This is a genomic window from Undibacterium sp. 14-3-2, from assembly GCF_016595265.1.
Taxonomy (GTDB): Bacteria; Pseudomonadota; Gammaproteobacteria; order Burkholderiales; family Burkholderiaceae_D; genus Undibacterium; species Undibacterium aquatile.
The window spans coordinates 120,748-133,485 of the sequence record NZ_JAENGS010000006.1 but is presented as its reverse complement, the minus strand read 5'-3'; the positions used below and the strand labels follow the sequence as shown (position 1 = coordinate 133,485).

The following is a 12,738-nucleotide window of genomic DNA, read 5'->3' as shown; positions in this document are numbered from 1 at the left end:
TTACGGATTTTGCAGGGCTTTTCTGACTTGTTTCAGGAAAGCCGGATCAGACGTGCCGATTTTCTGTGTGCGACCCACAATTTTGCCATTGCCATCCAGCAGTATCATGGCTGTGGTGTGATTGAATTCCCCGTCTTCCAGCAGACGGTATTGAATGCCCAGTGCAGCAGCAATCTTGCGGACGCTGGCTGGGTCGGTGCGGGCAATGGTCCAGTATTTTGAATTCAGTTCATGTTTGCTGGCGACCGATTGCAGTGCCTGCGTGTCGTCGCGTGCCGGATCGAAGGTGATCAGCATCATGGACAGATTGTCGCGCTCTGCCGGGGTCAGGTCTTTTTCCACCAGCCGCATCGATTCGATCAGCATAGGGCAGACAAATTCACATGAGTTATAAAACATGCTGACCAACACAGGTTTGCCACGCTTGTCTGCCAGTGTGAAGGATTCGTTATTCTGATTGCTCAGCGTGGCAGCAATCTTATAGACCGAATTACCGGGCAGGGGTTTGGCATTTGCGGTGGCGGTGACGCTGCTGGTGGTGCTGGCGCTGGTGCTGGAAGCGGAACCGTCAGCTGTTTGTGCCAGCACGGAGGTGGCTGATGCCAGCAAAAGACAGCTTGCCGAGAACAACAGGCCGGTAGTCAATGAGTTCAATCGTTTCATGGTTTTTCCTGAGGTAGGTTTTTCGCACAGCGAAAACCCAGTTGTCGCGTAGTGTTGGCGCCATTCATGGCGGACAGCAAGGCAACGCGCATGAGTATGGCAAAGTTATCTCTATCCTGCAGGCTGATTGCTCCGGCTCCGCAGTACTGTAATTGATCAGGGTCGCCCTGATTACGGCTGTCTGCACTGACCAGCAAGGCATTGAAGTCGTCCACCCATTCCCAGATCAGGCCATGCATATCGCGCACGCCGTAATAGTTGGCGACGCCACCGACTTTGACTGGGCTGGAACTGCCGGGTTGGGAATACCAGGACAGAATCTTTGCTCGCCATTTCGGGTCCTTGCGCGCATCGGCGTGCGTTTCGTCGGCCGCTGCGACATATTCCCATTCGTACCAGGAAGGAAGCCGTCCGCCTTCGGATTCGCAGTATGCCTGGGCGGCAAACCAACTGACTTGTGTTACCGGAGTATCCGCCTGACTGGCTGCGGGGCCGGTGTCAGGTATCTGGCTGAGGTAACTCTCATCCGCAAAAATACTGGGGATATTGGCTTTTTCCCATTCAGGGTGTGCTTTGGTAAATGCAAAAAACTCTGCCGTTGTGACAGGTTGCGTACGCAGATAAAACGCATTGATTTTGACGGGAAGATTGCTGAGGCCGCGTCCGGCAGACAGCACACTATCGATGCTGCCTGTCGGAATGGTCTGATAATTTTCTGTCGATGCTGCCTGTGCTATCCCTCTGATTGATAGCAGTGACGCCACGATCAGCAAAGGAATTCCGAAGGAAACCCGTAAGCTTGCCAGTACTGTGGATGTATTACCTGGTCTGGACAAAGTACTCAACGGGTTCTCCGGTGGAAAGTAAATCAAGTTCAGTAGCTATTCAATCTATGCGCAATATCTGCCTGGTATTGGCGATCAGTGTTCAGCCGATGCTTTTACCGTGGTTTTCGCACGGATGGCCTTCACATCGTCGCTCTTGATCTGGCCGCCTTTGTTATCCCAGCTGTTGAGGATATACGTCAGGATATTGGCGACTTCATCATCATTTAACTGATTCATCGGCGGCATTACAGAGTTAAATTCGCTGCCATTGACTGTGACTTTGCCACTGAGTCCCTGTAGCACTACTTTGATCGCACGCTGATGATCGGCGTTCAGGTAATCTGATTTTGTCAGAGGAGGAAAGACGCCCGGCAAACCAGCACCATTGGATTGATGGCAGACTGAGCAGGTGCCTTCAAACAGGGCTTTTCCTGCCAGTACCTGATCCTGCAATGTCAGTGTGCCACTGGCTGCATTGGCTGTCGCTTTGGTGACTGCAGCCAGGTTAGGGCCGGCACGGTCACCCAGGTAAACCGCATCGACCTCTTTACCGGAATAGATGGCTTTATTTTCAGGCCCATCCACTTTGATAATGGCCAGCGCACCCTTGTTGAATGCACGGAAGATGGAGTGATCCACCATCACGAAGCTACCCGGAACTTTGGTTGTATATTCCACGACCGCAGCACCGCCAGCCGGGATCAGCGTAGTTTGTACATTTTTCTGGAAATTAGTACCGCCTTCAAAACGTACCTTGTCGAAAATCGCACCGATCACATGGAAGCTTGACACCAGATTTGGGCCACCATTACCGACGAACAGACGGATTTTTTCATTGGTTTTAGCTTTGAGTGCCTTGTCGCCAGTCAGCGCGCCTTCAGCACCATTGAACAGAACGTAAGTTGGTCTTTCGTCGATGGCTTTTTCCATGTCGAATGGTTGAAGGCCTTTTTCACGGTATTTGCCGGTGGTGTAGAAGTCACCTTGCATGACGTAGTACTCGTGATCGACAGCAGGTAATCCTTCTGGTGGCTCTACTAAGATCAAGCCATACATACCGTTGCCGATGTGCATACCGACTGGAGCCGTTGCGCAGTGATAGACGTAAATGCCTTCATTGAGGGCTTTGAAAGAGAATTGGGATTCATGTCCAGGTGCAGTGAAGCTGGACGCTGCGCCGCCGCCAGGGCCTGTCACGCCGTGCAGGTCAATATTGTGCGGCATTTTGTTGGCAGGATGATTCTTCAGGTGAAATTCTACGGTGTCGCCCTGACGAACGCGGATAAAGCTACCCGGAACCGTGCCACCAAATGTCCAGAAGGTGTAGCTCACGCCTTCAGAAATGGGCATTTCTTTCTCGATGACTTCCAGATTGACAATCACTTTTGCCGGATATTTTCTTTTAATCGGTGGCGGAACATTCGGCGGGCTGGTTAATATTGCCTGAATAGGCATACCCTGCGGTGCGCCAAAATCACCGGTTGATTTTGCAGCGGCTTTAACATTACCGGCAGCACTGGCGACAGGGGCGGTGATCAGGGTGGTGACCATCGCCAGCATTGCACAAGCCGTTTTAATTATGAGCTTCATAGTAATACCTCTCAAATGATGATGGGACGTGCTGCAAAGTTTTCCGGGGAGCTGCCATTTCTGTATTGCTCTGGAAAACTGGTGTCGACATCGGTGTTGGTATAAAAAGTACTGTCCGGAATAGTTACCGGTCTGATCCAGCCGAATCTCAGAGTAAAGCAAAGTGATTGCTGCAGCTATACGCCGTTAGGAGGATGTCGTGCTATAGGATGGGGGATAAAGCATATCTTTGATGCGCCTACAGGTGGTATGCGGACAGATGGCAGAATGCATACTCACAGATACAGTTTTCCCTCGTAAAAACACTATGTGTATCCTGTTTCGCGATGCATGTATGTCAAAATGACGCCTGACTGCATTGTCTTGCGTTGCGCAACCGCATCAATGCAATGTCTTACTTATTGATAACTATCCGGAGTCATACCATGTTTCAGCACGTTGAAGCCTATCCTGGCGATCCTATTCTTTCTTTGAACGAAGCATTTGGCAAAGATCCTCGTCCGAACAAGATTAATCTGTCCATCGGTATTTACTTTGATGACGCTGGCAAGATTCCTATGCTGCCATCCGTGCGTGCTGCGGAGCTGAAAGTGGTGGCTGAAGCGGGGGCACGTCCTTATTTGCCGATGGAAGGCGCGGCGAATTTCCGTACAGCGGTTCAGCATTTGTTGTTCGGTGCAGAGCATGCGGCGGTCAAGGCTGGTCGCATTGTGACCTTGCAAACAGTGGGTTCCAGCGGTGGCCTGAAAGTCGGCGGCGATTTTATTCATCGTTATTTCCCTGAGTCTGTAATGCTGGTGAGTGACCCGACCTGGGACAATCACCGCGCCGTGTTTGAGGGCTCGGGAATCACGGTTAAAACGTATCCGTACTATGACGCTGCGACTGGCGGCCTGCGTTTTGATGCGATGCTGGAAGCATTGAAGACAGCAGAAAAGAAAAGCATCGTCTTGTTGCATGCATGCTGCCACAACCCGACTGGCGTCGATCTGACGCAGGCGCAATGGCAGGCCCTGGTGCCAGTGCTGAAAGAGCGCGAGCTGATCGCTTTCCTCGATCTGGCTTATCAGGGTTATGGCGATGGCATAGAGGAGGATGCGTATGCGGTGCGTTTGCTGGCTGATGAAGGCTTAAGCTTCTTTGTCGCGAATTCGTTTTCCAAGAGTATGAGTCTGTATGGCGAGCGTTGCGGTGCATTAAGCGTGGTTTGCCCGGATGCAGCGCAGGCGGTGAATGTGCTTGGTCAGATGAAGGCAACAATTCGTCGCAATTATTCGAATCCGCCTCTGCATGGTGGCCAATTAGTGGCGCGTGTGTTGACAGACCCTGAGTTGCGCCCGATGTGGGAATCAGAGGTGGTTGCGATGCGTGACCGTATTCAGTTGATGCGCCGTCAGTTGCATGATGTGCTGAGTGCGAAATTGCCTGGCCGCGATTTCAGCTACTTCCTCACGCAACGCGGCATGTTCAGCTACACCGGTCTGACTGCGGAACAATGTGATCGTCTGAAAGACGAGTTCGGCGTGTATCTGGTGCGTTCGGGCCGTATGTGCGTCGCTGGTCTGAATACTGGCAATGTGGAAGCAACGGCGAAGGCAATTGCGGCAGTGCTGAGTTAATGAGGTTATGCCTGGTGCTGCTCGGTTTTGCTGAATACTGCTAAATACTAAGGATCACGCTCGCAAATAAAAATGGCGCCGTCGAGCGCCGTTTTTATTTGTCTGCCGGTATACGTTGTGGGACTACTGTGTGTATCGTGGTCGCAGGCATTTTCAATAGCTGTGTGAACGCCGTTTTCAGGCTGGATTGGCTGCCCGTAGTCCAAGCGGTGTCATCGGCGCCACCACTGCTATGCGTTAGTAAATCCGCTTTGACGAGCCGTCGTTTTAATTGCTGAGCGACGGCTAATCCCGTATCGATGATGTGTATTTGCCTGCGAGGTTCTGATGTTTGCGCAATCACGTCGTTGATGATAGGGGTAACGAACGGGTAATGCGTGCAGCCGAGCACAATGGCATCGGCACCCGCATTCAATAATGGTGTCACGTATTTCTGTACCAGTGAGTAGGTGGCAGCAGAACGCAGCTCGCCTTTTTCTATCTGGCTGGCAAGTCCTATGCAGGCTTGTTGTTCTACTTTGATGCCCGTCGTCTGCGTCAGATGATCGCGCAGATCCTGAAATTTTTTGCTGTGCAAAGTGCCTTGTGTCGCGAGGACGCCGATGATGCCGGATTGAGTCAGCGCTGCCGCAGGTTTTAAGCCGGGTTCAATGCCGACGATAATCAGATCAGGGTGACGCTGACGCAGTAGTTGTATTGCCGCTGCTGTCGCCGTGTTGCACGCAACAACCAGCGCTTTGATGTGATGTTGCAACAGGAAATCGATAATCGCGAGGCTACGATCAATAATGACGGATTCCGGTTTTTCGCCGTAAGGGGCAAAGCCGGAGTCGGCAAAATAGATCAGGGATTCGTGCGGCAGTGTCTGACGAATGTGCTGTAACACCGATAAGCCGCCAACACCGGAATCAAACACACCGATTGGTGCATCAGGGGCAAATGGCATACGTGGTTTTCATGAAAAAGGACTGAGGCAGAATTGTGCCAGTGACTCGCTGTCTGGTCTTATTCTGCTTCAGTCCTGTGGTGATTAGCTTAGGAAACTGCGGATATTACTGAACCGGAATGATGCCGATTTTTGCTTGCCATTCTTTAGGACCGGTGTTATGCACCGAAGTCCCGTTTGAATCAACGGCAACAGTGACTGGCATATCCACCACGTCAAACTCATAGATCGCTTCCATGCCCAGATCAGCAAAGCCAACAACCTTGGCGGTTTTGATTGCTTTCGATACCAGATAAGCTGCGCCGCCGACGGCCATCAGATAAGCCGATTGATGTCTTCTGATCGATTCAATCGCGACCGGGCCACGTTCTGCTTTACCTATCATCGAGATCAGACCGGTTTTTTCCAGCATCATGTCGGTGAATTTATCCATGCGGGTTGCTGTTGTCGGGCCAGCCGGACCAACTGCTTCATCGCGCACAGGATCGACTGGGCCAACGTAGTAAATCACACGGTTGGTGAAATCAACTGGCAACGATTCACCGTTGGCCAGCATGTCCTGAATACGTTTGTGCGCAGCATCGCGACCTGTCAGCATTTTGCCGTTCAACAGCAAAGTCTGACCTGGTTTCCATGAAGCGACTTCCGCTTTTGTCAGCGTGTTCAGATCAACGCGTTTGGATTTTTCTGTATCTGGTTTCCAGTGAACATCGGGCCAGTCGGACAGTTTCGGTGGTTCGATGTAGGTCGGGCCAGAACCGTCGAGTACGAAGTGCGCATGACGTGTTGCCGCACAGTTAGGAATCATCGCAACTGGCTTAGATGCAGCGTGCGTCGGATACATATTGATCTTGACGTCGAGCACTGTCGTCAGACCACCCAGACCTTGCGCGCCTATGCCGAGTGCATTGACCTTGTCGCACAACTCGATACGCAATTCTTCGAGTTTGTTTTGCGGGCCGCGTTTTTTCAATTCGTACATGTCGATGTCATCCATCAGGGATTCTTTCGCCATCAGCATAGCTTTTTCGGCTGTACCGCCGATACCGATACCCAGCATACCTGGTGGGCACCAGCCTGCGCCCATGGTTGGCACTGTTTTCATGACCCAGTCCACCAGTGAATCAGATGGGTTCAGCATCACGAATTTTGTTTTGTTTTCAGAGCCACCACCTTTGGCTGCGACTTTGACATCAACGGTATTGCCCGGAACCAGTTCCATGTGAACCACGGCAGGCGTGTTGTCTTTGGTGTTTTTACGTTCAAACTGTGGATCGGCAACGATGGAAGCGCGCAGCTTGTTATCGGCATTGTTGTAGCCCTGACGCACACCTTCGTTTACGGCGTCGATAATGGAGCCGGAAAAACCTTCAAAACGCACGCCCATACCGATTTTCAGGAATACGTTGACGATGCCGGTGTCCTGGCAGATAGGGCGGTGACCTTCAGCGCACATGCGCGAGTTTGTCAGAATCTGCGCAATTGCATCTTTCGCGGCAGGGCTTTGTTCTGCTTCATAAGCACGCGCCAGATGGGCAATGTAATCAGCAGGATGGTAGTAACTGATGAATTGCAGGGCTGCAGCAACGGATTCGATCAGGTCGTCTTGTTTAATGACTGTCATGATGTGGCTCTTGGCTAGGTGAATGAAAAAAGCTGGGTTTCTTTGCGCTGTGTCGTTGTGTAAGTCTTAGCACAACGAGTGCTTGCGCGAGTGTCAACCAGTGATGTGTCAGAGCCCCAATATCCATGCGGGTGTCCGGACGACTGCTCTGGAACGCCGCATGGATATTGGGAGTTGGGCACATCATTGGTCTGTATTTGTTCGTTGCTATTAATGTTTAGCAGCTACTTGCTGCGTCTTGGTCATAATCTGATCGCAGTACGCGATTGCCATCGCAGACAGCAGGAAGGCAATGTGTATCGCCGTCTGCGCGATGATCACTTCTGATTTGTAATTGCCGGCATTGATAAATGTTTTCAGTAAATGAATAGAGGAAATGCCGATGATCGCCATTGCCAGCTTCACTTTCAGTACCGAAGCATTGACGTGCGACAGCCATTCCGGCTGATCCGGGTGACCGTCCAGCCCGAGACGGGAAACAAATGTTTCATAGCCGCCGATAATCACCATGATTAACAGGTTGGAAATCATCACCACGTCGATTAATCCTAACACCACCAGCATGATCGTGGTTTCTGTCAGTTTGGTCGGGCGCTCGCCGCCAGTGGAAACTGCATCAAGAATATGTTGCAGCGCAGCCTGATTACCGAGTGCGGCACCGATCAGGTCAACCAGTTCTACCCAGAAATGAAATACATAAACGCATTGCGCAAGGATCAGGCCGAGATAAAGTGGCAGTTGCAGCCAGCGGCTGAAAAATATCAGGTTAGCGAGTGGCGATAGTTTGCTGTGGGTTTCTGTTGTTGACATGTGGTGTTCTCTTTGTCTCTTTAGGGCTTACGCAAAGCCGTCCCAGCGACGTTATGACTCCTGGCCGTACTATTCGTACTGTCTTCGTCGCCATGCCTTGCCGGTACAACTTTGCGTAAGCCCTGTCTTTATCTGCCAGGTTGACATGAATGCAGGCGGTATTTTACATGGGCACTGACTGATCGTGTGAGAACGCTGGATTTGTTGAAGCGGTTTATTTTTGTGCGGCAACAGAGTGCGGCAGCAGATTGGCACGGCATTGCATTGGTGATGCCACTGCTGTTCTCGTTGTGATTGTTGTATTGTATGAGTGGCAGGATTTTGCAGCTGACTTGATGCAGTAAATTGGTATTGTTTTGGTATTGCTTACGCTTGCAAACCGTAAGGCTTGAGTAAGTCTCCAAGTTTAAGGTTTGCCTATTCCTTCGTTGATGATTTCAATCAAACTATAAAAATTGGAGACAAGTATGTCAGACCTTAATACAGCCCAAAATTCCGCGCCAGAAGCAAAAGCCGAATCTCGGATTTTTCCTCCACCAGCCGCTTTCGCTGCAAATGCAACGATTTCCGGCATGGATGCTTACCATGCGATGTGCAAGGAAGCAGAAACCGATTACGAAGGTTTCTGGGCCAAACTTGCGCGTGAAAATCTGCATTGGCACAAGCCGTTTGAAACGGTGCTGGATGAAACCGACGCGCCGTTTTACAAATGGTTTGAAGATGGTCTGATGAACGTGTCCTACAACTGTCTGGACGTGAATCTGCAAAAAGGAAATGGCGATAAAGTTGCCGTCATTTTCGAGGCAGATGGCGGTGAGGTCACCAAAGTGACTTACAAAGAATTGCATCATAAGGTTTGCCAGTTTGCGAATGGGCTGAAGTCGCTTGGCATTACTAAAGGTGATCGCGTTGTGATTTATATGCCGATGTCGGTCGAAGGTGTGGTCGCAATGCAGGCATGCGCACGTATCGGTGCGACGCATTCAGTTGTGTTTGGCGGGTTTTCTGCAAAATCTCTGCATGAACGTATTGTTGACGTTGGCGCAGTCGCCGTTATCACAGCAGATGAGCAGGTGCGAGGCGGTAAACATCTGCCACTGAAAGTGATCGTGGATGAAGCGCTGACGCTGGGCGACTGCGAAAAAGTTAAAAATGTGGTGATCTATAAACGTACTGGCGGCGCAATTAACCTGACTGCCGGACGCGATCTGTGGATGCACGATCTGGTCGCAAATCAGTCTGCTGTTTGCGAGCCTGAATGGGTCAGCGCCGAGCATCCGCTGTTTATTCTTTACACTTCCGGCTCCACCGGCAAACCAAAAGGTGTACAGCATTCATCCGGCGGCTATCTCTTGTGGGCAATTCTCACAATGAAGTGGACGTTCGATATCAAACCATCTGACGTATTCTGGTGTACTGCCGATATCGGCTGGGTCACAGGCCATACCTACATTACCTATGGCCCTCTGGCAGTCGGTGCGACAGAAATTGTATTCGAAGGCATTCCAACCTTCCCGAATGCAGGACGTTTCTGGGACATGATAGAAAAACATAAAGCGACCATTTTCTATACTGCGCCAACCGCAATCCGTTCACTGATCAAAGCCGCCGATGCGGATGCCAATGTGCATCCGGCAAAATTTGATCTGTCGTCCCTGCGCTTGCTGGGCTCGGTGGGCGAGCCGATTAATCCGGAAGCGTGGATGTGGTACTACAACAATATCGGGCGCGGCAATTGCCCTATCGTTGATACATTCTGGCAGACAGAAACCGGTGGTCACATGATGACGCCATTGCCAGGCGCAACACCGCTCGTACCGGGTTCCTGCACCTTGCCTTTGCCTGGAATTATGTCGGCCATTGTGGATGAAACCGGACATGATTTGCCGAACGGGCAGGGCGGCATTTTGGTTGTGAAACGTCCATGGCCTGCGATGATACGCACCATCTGGGGCGACCCTGAACGCTTCAAAAAAGGCTATTTCCCAGAGGAATTCGGCGGCAAGATTTATCTCGCCGGTGACGGTGCGATACGCAATAAAGACACCGGCTATTTCACCATTACTGGCCGTATCGATGATGTGCTGAATGTGTCTGGTCACCGCATGGGCACGATGGAAATTGAATCGGCACTGGTCGCACATCCACTGGTGGCAGAAGCGGCCGTGGTCGGCAAGCCTGATGACACCACAGGTGAAGCGATTTGCGCATTCGTGGTACTGAAACGTAGTCGTCCGATTGGCGATGAAGCTAAACAAATTGCGACAGAACTGCGTAACTGGGTTGCCAAAGAAATCGGTCCGATTGCCAAACCAAAAGAAATTCGTTTTGGCGACAACCTGCCGAAAACCCGCTCCGGCAAAATCATGCGTCGCTTATTGCGCGTTCTGGCAAAAGGCGAAACCATCACGCAAGACGTATCGACACTGGAAAATCCGGCTATTCTCGATCAGTTGAAAGAAGCGCAGTAATTTACTTAGTCGTTGAATAAACGACGGTTTTTCTACTCAGCAAAAACGGCATTACCTGAACGGTGATGCTGTTTTTTTTGCCGAATTTGCGCAGAGTTTGATAGATGCAAGCGTCTGCGCATTGATGCTGAATGTCTTACCGCTTATTTCCTTGTTTATTCCGGAAGAGCTTCCAAACTGAATAGCTGTTCAACGGGTAGTTGTAAACAGCGTGCAAGTTTGAGCGCCAAAATAATCGATGGCACCATATTCCCCGTCTCAATGGCGTTGATAGATTTTCGGGTAATGCCACTCATTTCTGCAAGATCCGCCTGAGTCAGATCACGCATCGCTCGCTGCACCTTCATCGTGGTTTTTAATTGTTCATTCATTTTATTGGTTCAAAAATGGGCGTATCATCGACTAGCGATCCAGTATGAGTGTGGTAACGATGAAGACGCTGAGGCCAAGCGTCAGGCTCATGCTGCACATGAGCCAAACGTTATTTTGTTGAATGAGTTGTAGTAAAAGGGCGAGTGTCGGTTGTGCGAATAAAACGCCGATAAATCCGTAACGATAGGCACGCTGTACGCTGGCGACGCGCAGCTCGTCTTCGAGTACGGCTTTCATCGCTGAGTCATTAGGGTCTAGCTTGAGCCCTTTTTTTCGAATAGAAAATATTCCTGCAACAATGAATATTGGCAGGATTTGTAAAAGCTGCTGTAGTCGATTGCCCCAGCCAGATTCAGGAAAGAGATTGATGGCGAGGGCGATTGCTCCTAGGAGAGCAACGACAATCAATGCAAGCCACAACGTTGTTCGCGAAGCGTGAATAAGCTGATCGGTTTTTGCTCTATCTGATTTTTGCATGATGATCCTCTTCCTGAAAATGAATTATCGAATAGTCTATTAAGCCGGAGAATGGTAACTCATAAAACTCAAAAAGTAACTTATAAGTTACTTTTGTTGTTTTCAATTCACGCGGTCTCATTTTGCGACAATAGGAGCTTTTAGAAAAATTAGGATATTGAGGCGAGAGTCGGAGAAACTGTTCTCTGCTAATTCTGAAAATTGCGGCGGGTTTTGAACGAGAAATTTTGATGTGACGCGCAGAGCACTGGTGTATGCAAGCGTCTGCGCGTTGATGCGGAATTGATTAGCGAATTAGCGATTGTTGCGGGACATGAAGATCAGGCGTTCAAATAAGTGTACGTCTTGTTCGTTTTTCAGCAGGGCGCCATGCAGTGGCGGCACGATGGCTTTGTTGTCTTTGCTGCGCAGGGCGTCGGCAGGAATGTCTTCTGCCAGCAAGAGCTTCAGCCAGTCGATGAATTCGGATGTGGAAGGTTTTTTCTTCAGACCGGCCACATCGCGCACTTCGTAAAAAGTCTGCAAAGCTTGTGTCAGCAGATCTGCTTTCAGTTTCGGAAAATGGACATCGACAATTTTTTGCATTGTCTCTTTGTCCGGGAATTTAATGTAATGGAAAAAGCAGCGGCGCAAAAATGCATCCGGCAATTCTTTTTCATTATTGGATGTGATAATGACCAGCGGGCGATGTTTGGCGCGCACCATTTCGCGTGTTTCGTAGACGTAGAATTCCATGCGATCGAGTTCGCGCAGCAAATCATTCGGGAATTCGATATCAGCTTTATCAATTTCATCGATCAGCAGCACGACCGGCTGATCGGCTGTAAACGCCTGCCATAAAACGCCTTTGACGATGTAGTTGTGGATGTCTTTGACGCGTTCGTCGCCGAGTTGGGAGTCGCGCAAACGTGACACTGCATCGTATTCGTAGAGGCCTTGCTGGGCTTTGGTGGTGGATTTAATGTGCCACTGCATTAAGGGCATATTCAGCGCTGCCGCCACTTCTTCTGCCAGCATGGTTTTACCGGTGCCGGGTTCGCCTTTGATCAGTAACGGACGTTGCAGTTTTAACGCAGCGTTGACGGCAAGTTTTAAATCATCGGTGGCGACGTAGTTGTCGGCGCCATCAAAACGGAGAGTCGTGGTTTCCAGCGTCATGGTGGTATCAGAAGAGTTAAATTAGCTTACCGAGTATAAGCGAGAATCTGTAATTTTGTGAACGGATGTGCGTTTTTTCAGAATCACCATCGATGGCTTTTATGTCCGGACACAACGCAGAGCAAAACATCAGAACAACAAACTGCTGCATAGTTGTGCAAATTGTGGGTTTTTGCTGACT

The 12,738-nt window shown here is 50.3% G+C and carries 11 protein-coding genes; 2 read left to right on the top strand and 9 right to left on the bottom strand.

Annotated elements, in window-relative coordinates; all coding sequences use genetic code 11:
* The 3 genes from Undi14_RS14250 to nirK all read right to left on the bottom strand — a co-directional run bounded on the left by Undi14_RS14250 (nucleotide 1) and on the right by nirK (nucleotide 3,080).
* Complete coding sequence (locus Undi14_RS14250; protein WP_200181036.1) at nucleotides 1-663, bottom strand: SCO family protein; 663 nt, start codon at nucleotides 661-663, stop codon at nucleotides 1-3.
* Nucleotides 660-1,508 (bottom strand): formylglycine-generating enzyme family protein, encoded by an 849-nt coding sequence (locus Undi14_RS14245; protein WP_234030612.1) that lies wholly within the window; start codon nucleotides 1,506-1,508, stop codon nucleotides 660-662. Before Undi14_RS14245 ends, Undi14_RS14250 begins: the two co-directional genes overlap by 4 nt.
* Before the next feature lie 75 nt (nucleotides 1,509-1,583).
* Nucleotides 1,584-3,080, bottom strand: a complete 1,497-nt coding sequence (gene nirK / locus Undi14_RS14240; RefSeq protein ID WP_200181034.1) for a copper-containing nitrite reductase — start codon at nucleotides 3,078-3,080, stop codon at nucleotides 1,584-1,586.
* A gap of 425 nt (nucleotides 3,081-3,505) precedes the next feature.
* On the opposite strand from nirK, the gene Undi14_RS14235 reads away from it, so the two are divergent.
* The gene (locus Undi14_RS14235) at nucleotides 3,506-4,699 is read left to right on the top strand and encodes an amino acid aminotransferase (RefSeq protein ID WP_200181031.1); all 1,194 of its coding nucleotides are present in this window, start codon (nucleotides 3,506-3,508) and stop codon (nucleotides 4,697-4,699) included.
* Between the two features lie 94 nt (nucleotides 4,700-4,793).
* Here Undi14_RS14235 and murI read toward each other — a convergent pair whose 3' ends face one another.
* The 3 genes from murI to Undi14_RS14220 form a co-directional block, all read right to left on the bottom strand.
* Nucleotides 4,794-5,645, bottom strand: coding sequence for a glutamate racemase (murI, locus tag Undi14_RS14230; protein ID WP_200181029.1), 852 nt, complete (start codon nucleotides 5,643-5,645; stop codon nucleotides 4,794-4,796).
* 106 nt (nucleotides 5,646-5,751) lie between these two features.
* On the bottom strand, nucleotides 5,752-7,269 hold the full coding sequence (locus Undi14_RS14225) for a fumarate hydratase (protein WP_200181027.1): 1,518 nt from the start codon (nucleotides 7,267-7,269) through the stop codon (nucleotides 5,752-5,754).
* A 210-nt stretch (nucleotides 7,270-7,479) separates the two neighbouring features.
* Nucleotides 7,480-8,079: a TIGR00645 family protein gene (locus Undi14_RS14220; RefSeq protein WP_200181025.1), complete on the bottom strand. Its 600-nt coding sequence runs from the start codon at nucleotides 8,077-8,079 to the stop codon at nucleotides 7,480-7,482.
* A gap of 467 nt (nucleotides 8,080-8,546) precedes the next feature.
* Between Undi14_RS14220 and acs the strand changes: the two genes are divergently transcribed.
* Nucleotides 8,547-10,550, top strand: coding sequence for an acetate--CoA ligase (gene acs, locus Undi14_RS14215; protein WP_200181023.1), 2,004 nt, complete (start codon nucleotides 8,547-8,549; stop codon nucleotides 10,548-10,550).
* A gap of 155 nt (nucleotides 10,551-10,705) precedes the next feature.
* On the opposite strand, the gene Undi14_RS14210 is transcribed toward acs, so the two are convergent.
* The 3 genes from Undi14_RS14210 to Undi14_RS14200 all read right to left on the bottom strand — a co-directional run bounded on the left by Undi14_RS14210 (nucleotide 10,706) and on the right by Undi14_RS14200 (nucleotide 12,557).
* Nucleotides 10,706-10,921: a helix-turn-helix transcriptional regulator gene (locus Undi14_RS14210; protein WP_234030611.1), complete on the bottom strand. Its 216-nt coding sequence runs from the start codon at nucleotides 10,919-10,921 to the stop codon at nucleotides 10,706-10,708.
* Between the two features lie 31 nt (nucleotides 10,922-10,952).
* Nucleotides 10,953-11,399, bottom strand: coding sequence for a hypothetical protein (locus tag Undi14_RS14205; RefSeq protein ID WP_200181021.1), 447 nt, complete (start codon nucleotides 11,397-11,399; stop codon nucleotides 10,953-10,955).
* A gap of 294 nt (nucleotides 11,400-11,693) precedes the next feature.
* Nucleotides 11,694-12,557, bottom strand: coding sequence for a MoxR family ATPase (locus tag Undi14_RS14200; RefSeq protein WP_200181019.1), 864 nt, complete (start codon nucleotides 12,555-12,557; stop codon nucleotides 11,694-11,696).
* Nucleotides 12,558-12,738: the final 181 nt, after the last annotated feature.

Bases quoted from the DNA above. Each gene is read 5' to 3' on its own strand.
- Undi14_RS14250 (WP_200181036.1), bottom strand. From the start codon at position 663: ATGAAACGATTGAACTCATTGACTACCGGCCTGTTGTTCTCGGCAAGC.
- nirK (WP_200181034.1), bottom strand. From the start codon at position 3,080: ATGAAGCTCATAATTAAAACGGCTTGTGCAATGCTGGCGATGGTCACC.
- Undi14_RS14235 (WP_200181031.1), top strand. From the start codon at position 3,506: ATGTTTCAGCACGTTGAAGCCTATCCTGGCGATCCTATTCTTTCTTTG.
- murI (WP_200181029.1), bottom strand. From the start codon at position 5,645: ATGCCATTTGCCCCTGATGCACCAATCGGTGTGTTTGATTCCGGTGTT.
- Undi14_RS14225 (WP_200181027.1), bottom strand. From the start codon at position 7,269: ATGACAGTCATTAAACAAGACGACCTGATCGAATCCGTTGCTGCAGCC.
- Undi14_RS14220 (WP_200181025.1), bottom strand. From the start codon at position 8,079: ATGTCAACAACAGAAACCCACAGCAAACTATCGCCACTCGCTAACCTG.
- acs (WP_200181023.1), top strand. From the start codon at position 8,547: ATGTCAGACCTTAATACAGCCCAAAATTCCGCGCCAGAAGCAAAAGCC.
- Undi14_RS14210 (WP_234030611.1), bottom strand. From the start codon at position 10,921: ATGAATGAACAATTAAAAACCACGATGAAGGTGCAGCGAGCGATGCGT.
- Undi14_RS14205 (WP_200181021.1), bottom strand. From the start codon at position 11,399: ATGCAAAAATCAGATAGAGCAAAAACCGATCAGCTTATTCACGCTTCG.
- Undi14_RS14200 (WP_200181019.1), bottom strand. From the start codon at position 12,557: ATGACGCTGGAAACCACGACTCTCCGTTTTGATGGCGCCGACAACTAC.